Genomic DNA, 18,564 nt, shown 5'->3' with positions numbered 1-18,564 from the left:
TCTCCCGCCGCCCCGTACGGAGGTGAGAGGGCAGGTTCCTTCCCAGGCAAGAACTCGCCTCTGTCGCCCACCGGGGACAGGCGCGAACGTGAAGACATGCCCGGCAGGCGGCCCAGGTCAGGAACACACCGGCACCGAACCTCGTACGTGTCGCCTCTTCCGCAACCGTCGCCGACTCCCACCACGTCCGCGGCGGCTTCGTCATGCCCAGGTCTCGAGACGGCTCACGAGACGTCGTGGGCCGTCCGGCGCGGGTGGGAGGCGTCCGGGGCGGCGGGATCGCCTTCCCGCTCGTCCTCCTCGGCGGCCCGGTACAGGGGAAAGGCCGCCACGAAGCGCGCCCCCTCGTCGGAGTCGGCGAGGGTGAGGGCGCCGTGATGGCTCTCGGCGATCTGGCGGGCGATGGCCAGGCCGAGCCCGGTGCCGCCGGCGTCCTTGGCGCGGGAGTCCGCCAGGCGGACGAACCGACGGAAGATCTTCTCCCTCTGGTCCGGCGGGACGCCGGGGCCGTCGTCGGCGACCTCGAGCACGGCGTCGCGGTTGTCGCGGGTGACCCGGACGGTGACGGCGGAGGCGGCGTGGCGTTCGGCGTTGTCGAGGAGGTTGGCCAGCAGGCGCCGGCACTCCACGGCGTCCGCGGCGATCATGATGCCCGGCTCGATCACGGAGATGAGCCGCTGTCGCGCGGCCCGGCTCGACACCTCGTCGGTCACCAGCTCGCTCAGGTTCACGACCTCGGTGGGCTTGACGGCGGCGGCGTCGAGCCTGCTGATGACGAGCAGGTCGGTCACGATGGCCTGCAGCCGTTCCAGGCCGGCCAGCAGGGACTCTCCCACGCGGGACCAGTCGGCCGGTTCGCGGCTCAGCATCGCCTCCTCCACCCGCAGCCGCATCGCGGCGATGGGGGTGCGCAGGTCGTGGGAGGCGTCGGAGGTGAACTGCCGCTCGCGCTGGAACGCGGCCTCCAGCAGCGCCAGGGTCTGGTTGACGGTCACCGCGAGATGCCAGATCTCGTCGTGGCGGGCGGGCACGGGCACCCGCTGCTCCGGGTCGGTCGTGGTGATCTCGGCCAGCGCCGTGCGGATGGCCTGGACCGGTCGCAGGGTACGGCCGACCACATGGGAGATGCCGAACCCCACGAGGGCCACGATCGTCCCGGCCGAGCCCAGGAGCACGAGCAGGGTGAAGGGGTTCACGTACCAGGGGGTCGCGGGGGTGAACCCGTAGATGAGCAGCTCCTGATGGCCGCCGTCGGGCAACCACAGGGCGTTGACGATCACGCATCCGTCCAGACCCGGCACCTGGCACAGGACCCTGTCCGCGCCGCCCCGGGAGCGCTCCGGCGGGTGGAACGAGGCCAGCCGCGGCCTGCCGACCAGCGACGGGCTCGCCGCCACCACTCGTCCGGACGAGTCGACCACCTGAACGGCCGACAGCCCCGGCGCCCGCTCGATCACCGGGGGCACCGACCGGTGCGCGTGTTCGAACACCACCTCGCCGAGCCTGTGGTACGCCGAGTAGACGCGATGACTCATGTCGTGGGCCCGCAGCAGACCCAGGCCGAGCACGACCAGCCCCACGCAGGTCAGGGCCATCACCGCCGTCGACAGCGCCGTCATGCGTGTTCGGACGGTCCAGTCCCGCCACACGTCCACGTCGGCCTCCCCCCGACCACAGGTCTAGAAACCTGCTCGTTGGGCCGGAAAGCCACACGCAAGCCGCAGCCACGATTCACCCCGCCCGAGCAGCGCCCTCCTCACCGCGCCGCAGCGCCCTCCTCGCCGCGCCGCAGCGGCCGCGTCGCCGTGGCCGTCGCCGTGGCCGTCGTGGTGGCTGTCGCGGTGGGCCCGCTGTCGGCGTGGTCGTGCCGCCCGCCATGGCCTGCCGTCGGTGCGGCCTGCCGTCGCCCGGCCTCAGGGGCCCTCGGCCGGGTCGGCTCGCTGGAGGTCGGGGCGGCCGGTCTTGCCGAGGATGCGGCGCAGCGCCGAGATGTCCTGGCCGTCGAGGCGGGAGCCGATGAGCTCGTCGTAGACGGCGCACTGGAGGTCTTTCGCCTCGGCCGTCTGCCGCCGCCCCTTCTCGGTCAGCACGGCGAGGATGACCCGCCGGTTGCCCGCGTCGGGGTGGCGGTCGACCAGGCCCTTGTCGGCCAGGCGGTCGACCAGCCGCGTCACGCCGCTGCGGGTGACGAGCAGCGCGTCGGCCAGCTCGTGCATGCGCAGCCCGTCAAGGTGCGGCAGGAGCGCGGCCAGCAGCTCGTGCTCCAGCAGGGAGGTGCCGTGCGCGGACTCGAGCCGCCTGCCGATCTCCGCCTTGACCTGCCCGTCCATGTGCTGGAGCCGGGCCCAGACGCCGAGCTTCTCCCACGCGTCGCCATCCATCGGCAGTCGGGGCACCCGGGCCCCGCCCCCTTTCGTCTCCACTCATCCTAGCCGACAACTGTTGACGTGCGCACAGTTGACACAACAATGCTTTCGCCTAAGGATTGACGCGTCAACAGTTGTCAGCTCAATTCGAAGGAGGGTGGCGTGAGCGACGTCACCGTCGACCGGGCGGGGTGGCGGGAGTGGACGGGGCTCGCCGTGCTCGCCCTGCCGACCCTGCTGGTCTCCATGGACCTGACCGTGCTGCACCTGGCGGTGCCACACCTGACCGCCGACCTCGAGCCGTCCGGCACCCAACTGCTGTGGATCGTGGACATCTACGCCTTCCTGGTCGCCGGGCTCCTGATCACGATGGGCACCCTCGGCGACCGGATCGGGCGCCGGCGGCTCCTGCTCGGCGGCGCCGCCGCGTTCGGGGTCGCCTCCGCTGTGGCGGCCTACGCCGGCAGCGCCGAGCTGCTCATCGCCGCCCGCGCGCTGCTCGGCATCGGCGGCGCGACCCTGATGCCCTCGACCATGTCGTTGATCCGCACGATGTTCCGCGACGACAAGCAGCGCACCGTCGCCATCTCGGTGTGGATGATGAGCTTCATGACCGGCGGCGCGATCGGCCCGCTGGTCGCGGGGGCCATGCTGGAGACGTTCTGGTGGGGGTCGGTGTTCCTGCCGGCCGTGCCGGTGATGGTGCTCCTGCTGGTCGTGGGGCCGCTGCTGCTGCCCGAGCACCGCGACCCCGCGCCCGGGCGGGTCGACCTGCCCAGCGCGCTGCTGTCCATCGTCTCGGTGCTGGCCCTGGTCTACTGCCTCAAGCAGATCGCGGCAGACGGCCTCACCTGGCAGCCCGCGCTGTCCCTCGCCGTGGGTCTGGTCGCGGGCGTCGTGTTCGTCCGGCGCCAACTGGGGCTGGAGCATCCCCTCATCGACGTACGGCTGTTCCGCGACCGCGTCTTCTCCACCTCGGTGGGCAGCCTGCTGGTCAGCATCATGGTGATGATGGGCGTCTATTTCCTGACCGTCCAGTACCTGCAGTTGGTGGAAGGGCTGTCCGCGCTGCAGGCGGGGCTGTGGACGCTGCCCAGCACCGCCGCGGGGATCGTCGGGACCATGGTGGCCCCGGCGCTGGTGAGCCGGCTCCGGCCCGCCCTCGTGATCGCCGGTGGGCTCTTCGTCGCGATCCTCGGCCTGGCGCTGCTCACCCAGGTCGGCACCGCCGGCCTCGCCCTGCTCATCACCGGATCCGCGGTGCTGTCCCTCGGCATCGCGCCGGCCAGCGTCCTCGGCACCGACCTGATCGTCGGGTCCGCCCCCGTCGAGCGCGCCGGCGCGGCCTCGGCCGTCTCCGAGACCAGCAGCGAGCTGGGCGGAGCCCTCGGCATCGCGGTTCTCGGCAGCATCGCCACCGCCGCCTACCACAACCGGCTGACCGACACGATCCCCGCCGGGCTCGCGCCCGAGGCGGCGGGCACGGCGCTCGACACCCTCGCCGGCGCGTTGGAGACGGCAGGGCGCCTGCCCGCCCAGCTCGGCGACGGCCTGGTGACCGCGGCCCACGACGCCTTCGTCCACGGGCTGCACGTCATCTCCGTCGTCAGCATCGTCATCATGGCCGCGTTCGCCGCCGTGGCCGCGGTCATGCTCCGCGGCCTGCGCCCGGCCACCGGCCAGGAGCCCGCCGCCGCCCCGGCGCCGGGCGTGCCGCAGCCCGCCCATGGGGGCCGGGGTGGTGAGAAGCCGGGGGAGGCGGGGTAGTCGCAGGTGAGGCCGCGTCCGCGTGATCGGGGGATCGATGCTGGGAATGCCTGACGGAGTCCGTGGGTGCCTGTTCGACATGGACGGCGTGCTGACCCGCACCGCCACCGTGCACGCCGCCGCGTGGAAGACCATGTTCGACGACTTCCTGCGGAAGCGGGCCGACCGCACGGGGGACCCGTACGTGCCGTTCGACGCGGTCGCCGACTACGACCGCTACGTGGACGGCAAGGAACGGCTCGACGGGACCAGGAGCTTCCTGCGGGCGCGGGGCATCACCCTGCCCGAGGGCTCGCCCGGCGACCCGCCGGACGCGCTGACCGTCCACGGGCTGAGCAACCGCAAGAACGCCCTCGTCCAGGCCATCATCGACCGCGACGGCGTGGAGGTGTTCCCCGGCTCCGTCCGCTACGTGCGGGCCGTGCGCGACGCGGGGCTGCGCACCGCCGTCGTGTCGTCGAGCGCCAACACCGCGCGGGTGCTGGAGGCCGCCGGGCTCACCGGGTACTTCGAGGCGCGGCTCGACGGCGTGGTGGCCAGGCAACGCCACCTGGCGGGCAAACCGGCCCCCGACATGTATCTCGCCGGGGCGGAGGCGCTGGGGCTGAAGGCGTCGGAGGCGGCGGTGTTCGAGGACGCGCTGGCGGGGGTGGAGGCCGGTCACCGGGGAGGTTTCGCGTTCGTCGTCGGCGTCGACCGGGCCGGGCAGGCGGCCGCGCTGCGCGAGCACGGCGCCGACCTCGTGGTCACCGACCTGGCCGAGCTGCTGGAGCGGGGCACGCACGGCGGAGGCGCCCGATGATCCGGCATCCCGCGTTCACGGTCGAGCCGTGGTCGATCCGCGAGTCCCGGCTCGACCTGGACGTGCTGGCGCAGACCGAGTCGGTGTTCGCGCTGTCCAACGGGCACATCGGACTGCGCGGGAACCTGGACGAGGGCGAGCCGTACGGGGAGCCGGGCACCTACCTCGACGGGTTCTACGAGCTGCGGCCGCTGCCGTACGCCGAGGCGGGCTACGGCTATCCCGAGTCGGGCCAGACCGTGGTCAACGTCACCAACGGCAAGGTGATCCGGCTGCTGGTCGACGACGAGCCGTTCGACGTCCGCTACGGGACGCTGCACGAGCACGAGCGGGTCCTCGACCTGCGCGCCGGCACCCTGACCCGCAGGGTGCTCTGGAGCTCACCGACCGGGGCCCAGGTGCGGGTCACCTCCACCCGGCTGGTGTCCTTCACCCACCGCGCGGTCGCCGCCATCCACTACGAGATCCAGGCCGTCGACCGGCCGCGGCGCGTCGTCGTACAGTCGGAGCTGATCGCCAACGAGACCCAGGAGTACAAGGCGGGCGACCCGCGCGCGGCCACCCCCCTGGAGTCGCCGCTGGTCCTGGAGGAGAACGTGCCGGGCACCGACGGTGTGGCGATCATGGTGCACCACACCCGGTCGAGCGGGATACGGGTGGCCGCGGCCATGTGCCACGACGTCGACGGGCCCGACGCCACCCTGATCGACGCGCAGGGCGCCGGTGACGTCAGCCGGGTGACCGTCACCACGCGCCTGTCGCCCGGACGGCCGCTGCGGCTGGTCAAATACTTCTCGTACGGCTGGTCGGTCAAGCGTTCGCGGCCCGCCATGCACGACCAGGTCGTCGCGGCACTGGCAGGGGCCAGACTGACCGGCTGGGAGGGCCTGTGCGCGGGCCAGCGGCGCGCCCTCGACGAGTTCTGGCGCAGCGCGGACGTCGAGGTGACGGGCGACCCCGAGGTGCAGCAGGCCGTCCGCTTCGGGCTGTTCCACCTGCTGCAGTCGTCCGCCCGCCTGGAGGACCGCCCGATCCCCGCCAAGGGCCTGACCGGCTCCGGCTACGACGGGCATGCCTTCTGGGACACCGAGATCTTCGTCCTGCCGGTGCTCACCTACACCTACCCGAAGGCGGTCGCGGACGCGCTGTCGTGGCGCAGGTCCACCATTCCTCTGGCCCGCGACCGGGCCAAGCAGCTCAGGCTGCGCGGCACCGCCTTCCCCTGGCGGACCATCCACGGCGAGGAGTGCTCCGGCTACTGGCCGGCCGGCACCGGGGCCTTCCACGTCAACGCCGCCATCGCCCACGCGGTCACCCAATACGTCGACGCGACCGACGACACGTCGTTCGAGCGCGACACCGGCCTGCCCCTGCTGGTCGGGACGGCCCGGCTGTGGTGCTCACTCGGCCACCGCGACCCGGCCGGGCGCTTCCGCATCGACGGCGTGACCGGGCCCGACGAGTACACCGCCGTCGTCGACAACAACGTGTACACCAACCTGATGGCCCGTCACAACCTGCTCGCCGCGGCCGATGCCGCCGCCCGCCACCCCGGCCGGGCGGCGCAGCTCAAGGTCACCGAGGAGGAGACCGGCGGCTGGCGCGACGCGGCCGCCGCGATGTGCGTCCCCTATGACGAGCGGCTGGGCGTGCACGCTCAGTGCGAGGCGTTCACCCAGCACGCGGTCTGGGACTTCGCCGCCACCAAACCCCGGCAATACCCGCTGCTGCTGCATTTCCCCTACTTCGACCTCTACCGGCGGCAGGTGGTCAAGCAGGCCGACCTCGTGCTCGCGATGCACCTGTGCGGAGACGCCTTCACCCCCGAGCAGAAGGCCCGCAACTTCGCCTACTACGAGGCGCTGACGGTCCGCGACTCGTCCCTGTCGGCATGCACCCAGGCGGTGATCGCCGCCGAGGTGGGCCACCTGGAGCTGGCGTATCGCTATCTCGGCGAGGCGGCCATGATGGACCTGGCCGACCTGGAGAAGAACACCGTCGACGGCGTCCACATGGCGGCGCTGGCCGGGGCGTGGATCGCCCTCGTCGCGGGGTTCGGCGGGATGCGCGCCGGGCGGGGGCGGATCGCCTTCGCCCCGAGGCTGCCGTCCGAGCTGACCAGGCTCGCCTTCCGGCTGCGCTATCGCGGCAGCCTGCTGTGCGTCACCACCACGGCGGAGGCGACCACGTACGAGCTGCTGGAGGGCCCGCCGATCACCGTGACCCACCACGGGGACCAGGTCGCCGTGGCAGGAACGGTCACCCGGCCCAACCCGCCGCGGCCGGAGCCGGAAGAGGAGATCCACCAGCCGCCCGGCCGCGAACCCGCCCCCCGGCACCCGCGCCGCGCCCGCAGATCGCGCTCGTGAGCCGGGCCCCGTTCGGCGCGGGAGAAACCCCGCGTCGCCGGTCGCATGGACAGAACGGACAGAGCAGACAAAACGGCGGGGTGTGCAAAGTGGGGGAATGGCCGAGCAGTGAACTCCCCGTGAACGGCTCACCCGTTTCGGCGGATATATCAGGATATGGGGAGAATTGAAGGGTGGCTGTGTGACTTCTGGGGGAGCTGGTCGATTTTCTCGGGGGAGTCGGCCCGGTCCTTTTCGGTATCGTTCTCCCGCTGGTCACGCCGTACGTCGACCGGCTGCTCGCACGGCGCAAGCGGATCAGCTTCCGCGTGCCGTACAACCCCAAGGTCGGCCTGGGGCACCCCCTGCGCACCCGGCTGCGCTTCTTCACCACCGCAGGCAAGCCCTCGCCCGGCAGCCTGCAGACCGTACGCGGGCGGCTGGGGGAGCGGATGGCGCGCTGGCCGCTCGGCGGCCAGGCCCAGCAGGACGCCGCCGAGCCGACCTGGCACGGCGTCCGGATGGAGGCGCTCGCGCTCAGGCGGCGCGAGCGCGCCGTGATCGTCGTCGTCCTGCGCGAGGCGGACGCGGACGAGGCCGGGATCGCCAAGGTGGTCGAGCACGCCGGCAAGCTCAAGGACACCGGCACCATCAAGGGCGAGGGCCGGACGCGCCGGGTCACGCTGTCCCGGGTGAGCGGCGCGCTCGTCGTCGTGCTCAGCGCCCTGCTGGTGCTCAGCCAAATCGCCCAGCCCCGGGACCGCGCCGTCGCCTGCTCGGCGGGGACGCTGCGGGTCGAGGGTTCGGGCGTGTCCATGGAGACGGTCAGGTCGATCGCCGACGCGTACATGGAGCTGTGCGGCGAGGCGAGGATCGAAGACCTGCGCAGGATCAACCGCGGCGAGCTGACCGACTGGCGGCAGGTCCAGGGCGGCGACTCCCTGCCGATCAGGATCGTCAGCCGCGACACCGCTCGGGAACCAGGCAGTTGTACGAGGAGCGGGTGCTCGGCACCGGCGAGAACGTCACGTGTACGAGGAGCGGGTGCTTGGCACCGGCGAGAACGTCACGTCCTCCAGCGAGTGCCGGACCGACGACCGCATCCGCCGCGCGAACGTCATCCGCTGCGAGCCGCGACAACGCCGAGGTCATCCGGGAGGTCGGCACCATCGAGGGCGCCATCGGCCACGCGGACGCGCACTCGCTGATCGAAACGCGCCGCGCGGGCAGCGTCACCCCGCCCACCTGGACGGACGCGCCTTCGACGCCGCCACTGCCGTCGAGTCGGGCTATCCCTCCTGGGCCGTCGAGTACGTCCACCCCAAGGCCACGCCCGCGCCCGCCTCCCTGACGGCGAACTTCCTCGGCTTCCTGCAGTCCGGGGGCCGCCTCCTGGAGTCGGGCTTTCGCCCGTGCGCTCCGCCCGACGGTCTGCTGGCGCTGTTTGACCGGAGGTGAGCTGGCGCTGGTCCAGGGGCTGCCTCCTGGAGTCGGGCTTTCGCCCGTGCGTCACGCCCGACGGTCTGCAGGCGCTGCGCGACCGGAGATGAGCTGGCACTGTGCGACCTGAGGTGAGCCGTACGGCGTCGGCGGTCCCCTGCTTGCGCGCGACCGCGTAACCCGCCCGGGCGGGGGACGGGTCGGTCCGAGGGGGGACCGCCGAGGTTCGCGCCGTTATCCGCGCCGCTTGCCGTACATGCCGACCGACAGCGAGACGCCCACCGCCGCCAGGACGACCTGGAGGCCGAGTTCGATCCAGTCGGGCCCGCTCGTGTCGGCGACCCCCAGGACGGTGGCGATCGCGGTGCCGATCAGCGCCGCGACCACGCCGATGACGATCGTCAGCCAGATGGGAATGCGCTGGCGCCCCGGGATGACCAGCCGCCCGAGCGCACCGATCACGATGCCGATGATGAGGCCGGAAATGATGCCGGTGATAGCCACCCTGAACTCCCCGCAACTCGGTGTTCTGCCTGTCCTGCACAACGAACCCGGCGCGGCGAGGGTTCCAGCCCTTTCGCCGACAGGCCCTGCGGCGTCGGGCATGGCGGCTGTAGGGTCGGGGCGGCGGCGCGCTTCGAAAAGGCGTCCGATGGTGAACGAGGATAAAATATCCGCGTCATTTGCTGAACGAAAAGAATCAGTAAATGAACGTACGATTTACAAGTGCTGGATCGCGGTGTCATTGCCTGCGGATTTGCAATAAAACCTGACACGGTTATCAACGTGCCCGAAAACCCCTATATGGTTAGGTCCCGGCGCTCGGGCAGGCATAGTGGCCTGCTGAGAAATACGACAATTGCGACGTCGGGGAGATATTGGTGAGTGTCGATACCCTCCGCGAAGAACAGGCGATCCGGCGGACCACCGATCACCTGGTTCAGGTCTTCGCAGACACACACTCCGCCGAGTACGTCGAGAGTGTGATGCAGGCGGCCCACCGCCGCTTCGACGGCCTTCCCGTCCGGGACTTCGTCCCTGTCCTGGCCGAACGCATGGCCCGCCGCGAGCTGACGGCACCCCCGGCCCCGGCCACCTCGGCCACCGAGATCGTTACCCTAGCCCAGGCCGTCACCCCCGCCCAGGCCGCTGCGCCTGCCGGGGCCGTCGCCGCTGCCGCGACGAGCGCGCCCGCCACTGCGAGCGCCTCCGCCGAGGCCGCCGCGCTTGCCGGGGGCATTGCCGCTGCCGGGACAGGCGAGCCCGCCGCTGCGGGTGTCCCCACTCAGGCCGCTGCCGGGATGGGCGAGCCCGCTGTGGGTGTCTCCACTCAGGCCGCTGTACCCACCCAGGCCGACGCGGCAACCGTGAGTCCCGCACCGGCCGAGGCCCCCGCACAGGCCGAAAGCTCGCTACCGGCGGTGAGCCCAGCGCTCGTGGAAAGCCCCGCGCCTGTGGTGAGCCCCGCGCTCGCCGAGGCCGCTGCGCCGATCGAGGCCGCGGCGCCGATCGAGGCCGCTGCGTCGGCCGAAGCCGCAGCGCTGGCCGAAGTCGCGGCCTCCGCCGAGGCGCCTGCGGACGTGGCGTCCGAGCGGTCCGCCGAGGCACCTGCGGACGTGCCGTCCGAGCGGTCCGCCGAGGCCCGGCCTGAGGCCGCTCCGGCCGCCCAGTCGGTCGCGCAAGAGGCGACGCAACCGTCCGACCAGGCGACGGCCCAACCTGCGCCCCAGCCGGTGGCCCATCAGGCGACCCAGCCCGCTGCCCAGCCGGTGGCGCAACCGGCCACCCCGGCATCGGCTCAACCGACCTCCTCGTCGGCCGCTCAACCGGCCGCTCAGCCGGCCGCTCAGCCGGTGGCGCAGCCTGCCGCAGGGTTGGCCGTGGCGGCGGCGCGGGTGCCTCGCCGTAAGGTGCTGTTGCCGATCGGGGCGGCTGTGGTGGTCGCCGTCGTCGCCGCCGTGGTCGTGGTGAACCTCGGGCAGGAGGAGGCCCCGCCCGCCCCGCCTCCGGCCGCGCCCCCGCTCGCGGTTGTACGCGGCGTGGTCGGCTCGGAGAAGATGGCGTTCTTCGAGGACCCGAAGGTGGTGCAGGCCCTCGCCGACAAGGGCGTGAAGGTGGAGGTGGAATCGGCCGGCTCACGGCAGATCGCCACCTCGGTGGACCTCGACGCCTACGACTTCGCGTTCCCGTCGAGTGCTCCGGCGGGCGAGTACATCCAGCGCAAGCGCAAGGTCAGCGCGAAGTACACGCCGTTCTCCTCGCCGATGGCGATCGCGACGTTCCAGCCGATCGCGGACCTGCTCACCAAGGCGAACGTCGTGAAGCAGAGCCCGCTCCCGACCCTCAACGTCAGCCGCCATCTGGAGATGGTCACCGAGGGCACGAAGTGGGACCAGCTCTCCGGCAACACGGCCTACCCCGTCGACAAGAACATCCTGATCTCCACGACCGACCCCCGCACGTCGAACTCGGCGGCCATGTACCTGGCGATCATCAGCTACGTCGCGAACGGCGGCAAGGTCGTGCACGGCGCCGCCCAGGAGAAGAGCGTGCTACCCCTGGTGACCCCGCTCTTCACCGGCCAGGGTTACACGGACAACACCTCGGAGGGCCCGTTCAACGAGTACCTCACGGTGGGCATGGGCCCGTCGCCGATGGTCTGGATCTACGAGGCGCAGTTCGTCGAAGCCGCCGCGAAGGGGCAGATCAAGCCGGGGATGGTGCTGATGTACCCGTCGCCGACCGTGCTGTCCAAGCACACGCTGGTGCCGCTGAACGCGTCCGGCGACCGCGTCGGGCAGTTGCTCAGCACCGATCCGCAACTGCAGCGGCTCGCGGCCGAGCACGGGTTCCGCTCGAACGACACCGCTGAGTTCGCCAAGGTCGCCGCCGACAACGACGTGAAGGTCGCGACCGACCTCATCGACGTGGTCGACATCCCCTCCTACGACACCCTCGAGAACCTGCTGGACGGCGTCGCCAAGTCGTACGGGTAGATGACCGGCGGGCACGGTCTGCCGCGACCTCTCATGAGTGACTGTGCCCGGCCTGGACCGGGGGACCACCGTCGCATCTCCGGCCCAGACCGGGGAGATGCGACGGTGGCCCCCGGTCCGATTTCCGGCGGCCAGGTGCGGCGCCGGTCACCGAGGTCGAGCGCGTCCGGCCGGCCGGACCCGACCTTCCTGGCGAACTACGAGCCTTCGCGCGGTCGCTACGGGCGCAGGGAAACCTCGTCGAGGACGGACTCGGCGAGCTTCGCGGCGCTGGGGTCGTAGCGGCGGGCCAGGGTGTGGAACAGCGTCTCCGCGCGGATCGCCGGCCAGTCGGCGGACAGGTGCTCGGCGGGCAGGCGCGGGTCCTGGCGGACGAGTTGCAGCCAGTCGGTGTGCAGGAACAACTGCCTGGCCAGGTCGTCGGTGGCGGACGGCAGGGGGTGCGGCGTGTCCCAGCGGTCGAGGAAGGCCCGGTAGCGTTCGGCGATCTGGTCGGTGTCGAACGCCTTGTGGACCAGATCGGCCGACTCCGTCGGCTTGAACGCCCGCGCCTGCAGCACGGTGACGTTGTCGCCGAGGCCGAGCGGGGTCAGCATCGACTCCACGTCCTTCGTGCCGGGAGCGATCCACAGCCCGCTCTGCAACAGCCCGAACCCGACCCAGATGAGCCGGGAGCGGAGGTCGTGGCGGGTGCTGCGCTCGCTGCCCGGCAGGGAGAAGCCGACCAGCGTCCAGGTGCCGTCCCAGTCGCGGTTGACCGCGCCGGTCTCCCAGATGTGCCTGCGCCCGTCGTCGAGCACCTCCGTGGCGTGCGGGGTCAGCCCGAAATAGACCTTTTTCCCCCGGCGGTGCCTGGTCAGCAGGTTGCGCTTGGCCATGCGGGTGAGCGTCGAGCGCACCGCCTCCTCCGATACGCCGAGACGGGCGAAGACGTCGATCACACTGCCCGAGTAGACCGCGGTGTCGCGCCCCAGCACGTAGATGCCGAGAAAGCTGAACATCAGCGACTGCGGGCGTGCCGAAGGCAACTGAGGTGGCGGGTCCGGTTCGTCCTCGTGCGTCACAGGCATGAGCGTAGACGGAGCGCCGATGACGGGCAAACTCTTGACGGGGGTCGAAAATTTGCCCAATGTAGAGCGCGTCGAGCCGGGGTGGCCGATGCCGGGCAGGGAGCCGAGCCAAGTCGCAGGAATGCCCACATCGCTCCGGTGGACTCCTGCGCCGTTTGGGGTGAAATAGATGTACTTGTCGGGCAAGGTGGCCGTGGTCACTGGGGCCGGTCGCGGCCTCGGGCGGGCGTACGCGGAGGCGCTCTCCGCCGCCCGGGCGGCGGTGGTCGTCAACGACGTGGACGCGCGGGCTGCGGCACGGGTGGCCGGGGACATCGTCGCCGCGGGCGGCAAGGCCGTCGCGGCGGCCGGTGCGGTGGGCGGAACCGAGGTCGCGCAGCGGCTGGTGGACACCGCGGTGGAGGAGTTCGGCCGGCTCGACGTCATGGTGACCAACGTCGGCATCCTGCGGGACCGAGTCCTGTGGAAGATGTCGGACGAGGACTTCGACGCGGTCGTCGAGGTGCACCTGCGCGGCACGTTCACCTGCGCCCGCGCGGCCGTGGCGCGCATGCGCGAGCAGGGCAGGGGCGGCCGGCTGATCCTGATCTCCTCTCCCGCCGGCCAGCGCGGCAACTTCGGCCAGACCAGCTACGCCGCGGCCAAGGCCGGCATCGTGGCCATGGCCCGCACCTGGGCCATGGAGCTGGGCCGGTCCGGCATCACCGTCAACGCGGTCGTCCCGGTCGCGGCCACCGAGATGACCAGGACGATCCCGGCCTTCGCCCCGATCCTGGAGGAGGCCGGACGCACCGGCGGCCCGCTGCCGGGCTGGCTGCGCAGGGACGAGGGTTTCGGCACGGCCGAGGACGTGGCCGGGCTCATCGTCTACCGGGCCTCGGACGCCTCCGCCGGCGTCACCGGGCAGGCCGTCGGCATCGGCGGCGACCGGCTGGCGCTCTGGTCGCACCCTCAGGAGAAGGCCGTCGCGCACGCCGACGGCGGCTGGTCGGCCGAGGCCATCGCCGCCTCCTGGGAGAGCGGCGTCGGCGCCGAGCCGGAGACGTACGGCATCCCCGCCCCGAAGGCGCCCGCGTCATGAACCTCGACGAACTGGTCGCGATCGACGTCCACACCCACGCCGAGGTCTCCAAGGACGGGCACAGCTCGCTCAGCCCGGCGCTGTCCGAGGCGTCGGCGGGTTACTTCGGCGCGCACGAGCGGCCGGCCATCCCCCAACTGGCCGCCTACTACCGGGAGCGGCGGATGGCGGCCGTGGTGTTCACCGTGGACGCCGAGCACGCCACCGGCCACCCCCGCATCTCCAACGAGGAGATCGCCGAGAGCTGCGCCGAGCACTCCGACGTGCTCATCCCGTTCGCCAGCGTCGACCCGTGGAAGGGCCGGGCGGGCGCCCGCGAGGCGCGCCGCCTGGTCACCGGTTACGGCGTGCGCGGGTTCAAGTTCCACCCCAGCATCCAGGGCTGCGCCCCGGACGACCGGATGGCCTACCCCCTGTACGAGGTGATCGAGGAACTCGGCGCGGTCGCGTTGTTCCACACGGGCCAGACCGGCATCGGCGCGGGCCTGCCCGGCGGGGCGGGCATCCGGCTGAAGTACTCCAACCCCATGCTGGTCGACGACGTCGCCGTCGACTTCCCGCACCTGAAGATCGTCCTGGCGCACCCGTCGTTTCCCTGGCAGGAGGAGGCGCTCGCGGTCGCCACGCACAAGCCGTCGGTCCACATCGACCTGTCCGGCTGGTCGCCGAAGTACTTCCCGCCGCAGCTCGTCCGCTACGCCAACACGCTGCTGAAGGACAAGGTGCTGTTCGGCTCCGACTACCCGATGATCACCCCCGATCGGTGGCTGGCGGACTTCGCCCAGCTCGACATCAAGCCGGAGGTCCGTCCCAAGATCCTCAAAGACAACGCCGCGCGCCTGCTGGGCCTCGCCCCCGAGGAGACGCTCGCCCTCAAGGAGACACGGCCATGACCACCGTCGCGAACGGGCTCACCGAACTCAAGGCGCTGGCCGGGCGGGACCTCGGCCACAGCGGCTGGCTGGAGATCACCCAGGACCGGGTGAACCTCTTCGCCGACGCCGCCGACGACCACCAGTGGATCCACGTGGACCCGGAGCGGGCGAAGCACGGCCCGTTCGGCGGCACCATCGCGCACGGCTACCTGACCCTGTCTCTGCTCATCCCGCTGTTCACCGAACTGCTCGACATCCGGGGCGTGCGGATGAGCATCAACTACGGCCTGGACAAGGTTCGCTTCCCCGCCCCGCTCAGGGTCGGCGGCAAGATCCGCCTCGCCGCCGCCGTCGCCGAGGTCGAGGACGTCCCCGGCGACGGCGTCCAGATGTCGCTCGACTTCACCGTGGAGATCGACGGGGCGGCCAAGCCCGCGTGCGTCGCCCGCGCGGTGTACCGGCACTACGCCTGACCCCTCCCCGCCCCTTGCCCAGATGTGAGGAGATCCCCCCTCGTGCCGAACCCCGTCCAGTTGCGCCGCGCGGTGGCTTCGAGCTTCCTCGGCAGCGTCATCGAGTACTACGACTTCCTCCTGTACGCCACGGCTTCCGCCGTCGTGTTCGACAAGGTCTTCTTCTCCAACCTCGACCCGCTGGTCGCCACGGTGGCCAGCCTGGGCACGTTCGCCACCGGCTACCTGGCCAGGCCCATCGGCGGCGTCGTGTTCGGGCACTTCGGCGACCGGCTGGGCCGCAAGCGCATGCTGGTGCTCACGATGGTGCTGATGGGCGTGGCCAGCTTCCTCATCGGGCTGCTGCCCACGTACGCGCAGGCGGGGGTGCTCGCGCCGGTCGCGCTCGTCGTGCTGAGGCTCGTGCAGGGGATCGCGGTCGGCGGCGAGTGGGGCGGCGCGGTGCTCATGTCCGCCGAGCACGCCACCACCCGCCGCGGTCTGTGGGCGAGCTTCACCAACGCCGGCGCGCCGTTCGGCATGGTGCTGTCCACCGGCGCGCTGAGCGGCACCGCGGCCGTTCTCGGCGACGACGCCTTCCTGGCGTGGGGGTGGCGGGTGCCGTTCCTCATCAGCCTCCTCCTGCTCGCGGTCGGGCTGTTCGTCAGGACGCGGGTCGAGGAGACTCCGGTGTTCAGCGCCGCCGTCAAGGAGAGGCCCTCCCGGGCCCCGCTGCTGGACGTGCTGCGCGAGCAGCCCAGGACGCTGTCGCTCGGGATCGGCGTGGGGCTGGGCGCGTTCGTGGCGCAGGGCACGCTCATCACGTTCCTCGTCGCGTACGGCGTGGGGGCCGGCTTCGAGCGGCAGACCGTGCTGAACGGGCTGACGCTCTCCTCGGCGGTGGCCGTGCTCGGCATCCTCGGCTGGTCGGCCCTGTCCGACCGGATCGGGCGGCGACCGGTCGTCGTGACCGGGGCGCTCATCATGGCGGCGCTCGCGTTCGCCCTGTTCCCGCTGGTGGACACCGGGAGCGCCGTCCTGCTGACCGTCACGCTCGTCCTCGGCCAGGGCGTCGTGCACCCGATGATGTACGGCCCGCTGGCCGCGCTCTACACCGAGTTGTTCAGCACCCGCACCCGCTACACCGGCGCGTCGCTCGGATACCAGATGGCCGGGCTCGGCGCCGGGCTCGCCCCCCTGGTGTTCGCCCAGATCCAGTCCTCCACCGGCGGCGGAACCCTCGTGATCGCCGTGGTCATCGCCGCCACCTGCCTGCTGTCCGTGGCGTGCACACTGGCGCTGAAGGAGACCAGCCGCGGCGATCTGACCGCGGAGCCGGACGCCGGCCGGGTCGCCAAGACCATCACGTCCTGACGGGAGAGGCACGCTCATGCAGAACTCAGGGGTTGGCGGCTGGCCGGCGCGGCGGGCCATGATGACGCCGGACCGCACCGCCTTCGTCTTCGAGGGCCGCCGCCTGACCTACGCCCAGATCCATGAGCGGGTGACGAGGCTGGCCGCGCGGCTGCGGGACAGCGGCGTACGGGCCGGGGACCGGGTCGCCTACCTCGGCCCGAACCACGTCGCCCTCGCCGAGACCATGTTCGCGACGCACGTGCTCGGCGGGATCTTCGTCCCGCTGAACTTCAGGCTGGCGGCACCGGAGATCGACTACATTCTGGGTCACTGCGGCGCGAAGGCGCTCATCCACGCGCCGCAGTGCGCCGGCGTCGTGGGGAAGCTGACCGGCACGCCGGACCTGGAGGAGATCGTCCCGCTCGAAGCCTACGAAGACTGGCTCGCGCAGGGGGACCCCACGCCTATCGACGTGCCGGTGGGGCAGGACGACCTCGCGCTCATCCTCTACACCTCGGGCACCACCGGGCGGCCCAAGGGCGCCACCCTCACCCACGCCAACCTGATCTGGAACACCTGCAACGTCCTCATCGGGGTGGACGTGGCCGCCGACGAGACGACGCTGATCAGCGCCGCGCTGTTCCACGTCGGGGCGCTGAACCAGACGTTGCTGCCGACCTTCGCCAAGGGCGGCCGCTCGGTGATCATGCCGTCGTGGGACGTGGACACGTGCTACGACCTGGTCGAGGAGTTCGACGTCACGTGGATGTTCGGGGTGCCCACGATGTTCGCCGCGTTCGCCGGCTCGCCGCGCTGGGCCGATGCGGACCTGTCCTCGCTCCGCTCGCTGATGTCCGGAGGGGCCGCGATCCCGCCCGCCCTGATCCGCACCTACCAGGAGCGCGGGCTGGTGTTCTGCCAGGGATACGGGCTGACCGAGACCGCGCCGGGAGCGACGTTCCTGGAGGCGGACCAGAGCACGCGCAAGATCGGATCGGTCGGCGTGCCCGTCTTCTTCGCCGACGTACGGGTCGTCCGGGCCGACCAGAGCGACGCGGCGCCCGGCGAGCCCGGCGAGGTCCTCATCCAGGGCCCGAACGTCACCCCCGGCTACTGGGACGACGCCGGAGCCACCGCGTCGGCCTTCGCCGGAGGGGGCTGGTTCCGCTCCGGCGACATCGCCTACCGCGACGCGGAGGGGCACCTGTACATCCTCGACCGGGTCAAGGACATGTACATCTCCGGCGGCGAGAACGTCTATCCGGCGGAGGTGGAGGCGGCGCTCTTCGAGCACCCCGCGGTGGCGGAGGCGGCGGTGGTCGGCGTGGCGGACGAGAGGTGGGGAGAGAGCGGCCGCGCGTTCGTGGTGGCCCGCCCCGGGCACGCGGTCGCGGCGGAGGAGGTCCGCGACTTCCTGCGGGCCCGGCTGGCCAAGTACAAGATCCCCCGGTACGTCACCTTCGTGGCGGACCTGCCGAAGACCGGCTCCGGGAAGATCCAGAAGCTCAGGCTCCGCGACCTGCCCCTTCCGCCGGCGTGATCGCCCGGGTCGGCTGACCCCGGGCGGCGACGGGGGTGCGCACCATGAAGACGTCCACCTCGTCCTCGGTCTCGACCGTGAACCCGTGCCGCTCGTACAGCCGGTGGGCCGAACTGCCCCGCAACACGTTCAGCCGGACCAGGGCCGCCTCCTGGTCGCACCGTTCCAGCAGCGTGGCCAGCACGGCGGAGCCGATGCCCCTGCCCTGCAGGCCGGGTGCGAGGTAGAAGTGCTCCAGCCAGTAGGCGTCCTGGGTGGGCCGCAGCGCCACGCAACCGGCGAAGGCGCGCTCGACCTCGATGATCCAGGTGTGGGACGGGGTGAACCCGTCGCGCAGCCGCTGCCGTACGCGCTGCTCGTCGTACCGTCCGAGCCGCGTGAGATCCGGCTTCATGACCACGGCCCGCAACTCGGCGACCGCCTCGACGTCCGCCGCCGAAGCCGATCGAAACTCCCAATCCGCCACAATCG

General features: G+C 71.7%; 15 protein-coding genes. 10 read left to right on the top strand and 5 right to left on the bottom strand.

Annotation, left to right across the window (positions count from 1 at the left end; translation table 11 throughout):
- Window positions 1-224: 224 nt before the first annotated feature.
- The gene (locus tag ACZ6S0_RS30325) at window positions 225-1,655 is read right to left on the bottom strand and encodes a sensor histidine kinase (protein ID WP_465922723.1); all 1,431 of its coding nucleotides are present in this window, start codon (window positions 1,653-1,655) and stop codon (window positions 225-227) included.
- Between the two features lie 258 nt (window positions 1,656-1,913).
- Window positions 1,914-2,396 (bottom strand): MarR family winged helix-turn-helix transcriptional regulator, encoded by a 483-nt coding sequence (locus ACZ6S0_RS30320; protein WP_465922722.1) that lies wholly within the window; start codon window positions 2,394-2,396, stop codon window positions 1,914-1,916.
- 132 nt (window positions 2,397-2,528) lie between these two features.
- Between ACZ6S0_RS30320 and ACZ6S0_RS30315 the strand changes: the two genes are divergently transcribed.
- From ACZ6S0_RS30315 to ACZ6S0_RS30300, 4 genes are all read left to right on the top strand, one after another.
- Complete coding sequence (locus ACZ6S0_RS30315) at window positions 2,529-4,133, top strand: MFS transporter (RefSeq protein ID WP_465922721.1); 1,605 nt, start codon at window positions 2,529-2,531, stop codon at window positions 4,131-4,133.
- A 37-nt stretch (window positions 4,134-4,170) separates the two neighbouring features.
- The gene (locus ACZ6S0_RS30310; protein ID WP_465922720.1) at window positions 4,171-4,935 is read left to right on the top strand and encodes a beta-phosphoglucomutase family hydrolase; all 765 of its coding nucleotides are present in this window, start codon (window positions 4,171-4,173) and stop codon (window positions 4,933-4,935) included.
- A complete protein-coding gene (locus tag ACZ6S0_RS30305; protein WP_465922719.1) occupies window positions 4,932-7,304 on the top strand; it encodes a glycoside hydrolase family 65 protein in 2,373 nt (790 codons plus the stop codon). The genes ACZ6S0_RS30310 and ACZ6S0_RS30305 overlap by 4 nt, the downstream gene beginning before the upstream one ends.
- 308 nt (window positions 7,305-7,612) lie before the next feature.
- Complete coding sequence (locus ACZ6S0_RS30300) at window positions 7,613-8,491, top strand: hypothetical protein (RefSeq protein WP_465922718.1); 879 nt, start codon at window positions 7,613-7,615, stop codon at window positions 8,489-8,491.
- A 466-nt stretch (window positions 8,492-8,957) separates the two neighbouring features.
- Here ACZ6S0_RS30300 and ACZ6S0_RS30295 read toward each other — a convergent pair whose 3' ends face one another.
- Window positions 8,958-9,227: a GlsB/YeaQ/YmgE family stress response membrane protein gene (locus ACZ6S0_RS30295; RefSeq protein ID WP_465922717.1), complete on the bottom strand. Its 270-nt coding sequence runs from the start codon at window positions 9,225-9,227 to the stop codon at window positions 8,958-8,960.
- A 377-nt stretch (window positions 9,228-9,604) separates the two neighbouring features.
- Here ACZ6S0_RS30295 and ACZ6S0_RS30290 point away from each other — a divergent pair, with 377 nt between their 5' ends.
- Window positions 9,605-11,719 (top strand): three-helix bundle dimerization domain-containing protein, encoded by a 2,115-nt coding sequence (locus ACZ6S0_RS30290; RefSeq protein ID WP_465922716.1) that lies wholly within the window; start codon window positions 9,605-9,607, stop codon window positions 11,717-11,719.
- A 218-nt stretch (window positions 11,720-11,937) separates the two neighbouring features.
- On the opposite strand, the gene ACZ6S0_RS30285 is transcribed toward ACZ6S0_RS30290, so the two are convergent.
- Complete coding sequence (locus ACZ6S0_RS30285) at window positions 11,938-12,783, bottom strand: PaaX family transcriptional regulator (RefSeq protein ID WP_465922715.1); 846 nt, start codon at window positions 12,781-12,783, stop codon at window positions 11,938-11,940.
- Between the two features lie 175 nt (window positions 12,784-12,958).
- Between ACZ6S0_RS30285 and ACZ6S0_RS30280 the strand changes: the two genes are divergently transcribed.
- From ACZ6S0_RS30280 to ACZ6S0_RS30260, 5 genes are read left to right on the top strand one after another with little or no spacing between them, the layout of a single operon-like run.
- Window positions 12,959-13,870 (top strand): SDR family oxidoreductase, encoded by a 912-nt coding sequence (locus ACZ6S0_RS30280; RefSeq protein WP_465922714.1) that lies wholly within the window; start codon window positions 12,959-12,961, stop codon window positions 13,868-13,870.
- Window positions 13,867-14,763, top strand: a complete 897-nt coding sequence (locus ACZ6S0_RS30275) for an amidohydrolase family protein (protein WP_465922713.1) — start codon at window positions 13,867-13,869, stop codon at window positions 14,761-14,763. The genes ACZ6S0_RS30280 and ACZ6S0_RS30275 overlap by 4 nt, the downstream gene beginning before the upstream one ends.
- Window positions 14,760-15,218, top strand: coding sequence for a MaoC family dehydratase (locus tag ACZ6S0_RS30270; RefSeq protein ID WP_465922712.1), 459 nt, complete (start codon window positions 14,760-14,762; stop codon window positions 15,216-15,218). The genes ACZ6S0_RS30275 and ACZ6S0_RS30270 overlap by 4 nt, the downstream gene beginning before the upstream one ends.
- Before the next feature lie 42 nt (window positions 15,219-15,260).
- Window positions 15,261-16,571, top strand: a complete 1,311-nt coding sequence (locus ACZ6S0_RS30265; protein ID WP_465922711.1) for an MFS transporter — start codon at window positions 15,261-15,263, stop codon at window positions 16,569-16,571.
- Window positions 16,572-16,587: 16 nt separating this feature from the next.
- Window positions 16,588-18,093, top strand: a complete 1,506-nt coding sequence (locus tag ACZ6S0_RS30260) for an acyl-CoA synthetase (protein WP_465922710.1) — start codon at window positions 16,588-16,590, stop codon at window positions 18,091-18,093.
- Here ACZ6S0_RS30260 and ACZ6S0_RS30255 read toward each other — a convergent pair.
- Window positions 18,059-18,559, bottom strand: coding sequence for a GNAT family N-acetyltransferase (locus tag ACZ6S0_RS30255; protein WP_465922709.1), 501 nt, complete (start codon window positions 18,557-18,559; stop codon window positions 18,059-18,061). The two genes, ACZ6S0_RS30260 and ACZ6S0_RS30255, sit on opposite strands and share 35 nt — an antisense overlap.
- Window positions 18,560-18,564 lie beyond the last annotated feature (5 nt).

The organism is Nonomuraea sp. NPDC051298 (assembly GCF_055586305.1).
This window is presented reverse-complemented; position numbering and strand designations above follow the sequence as displayed.

Coding starts and splice junctions, on each gene's coding strand:
- ACZ6S0_RS30310 (WP_465922720.1), top strand. CDS start 4,171: ATGCTGGGAATGCCTGACGGAGTCCGTGGGTGCCTGTTCGACATGGAC.
- ACZ6S0_RS30305 (WP_465922719.1), top strand. CDS start 4,932: ATGATCCGGCATCCCGCGTTCACGGTCGAGCCGTGGTCGATCCGCGAG.
- ACZ6S0_RS30280 (WP_465922714.1), top strand. CDS start 12,959: ATGTACTTGTCGGGCAAGGTGGCCGTGGTCACTGGGGCCGGTCGCGGC.
- ACZ6S0_RS30275 (WP_465922713.1), top strand. CDS start 13,867: ATGAACCTCGACGAACTGGTCGCGATCGACGTCCACACCCACGCCGAG.
- ACZ6S0_RS30270 (WP_465922712.1), top strand. CDS start 14,760: ATGACCACCGTCGCGAACGGGCTCACCGAACTCAAGGCGCTGGCCGGG.
- ACZ6S0_RS30260 (WP_465922710.1), top strand. CDS start 16,588: ATGCAGAACTCAGGGGTTGGCGGCTGGCCGGCGCGGCGGGCCATGATG.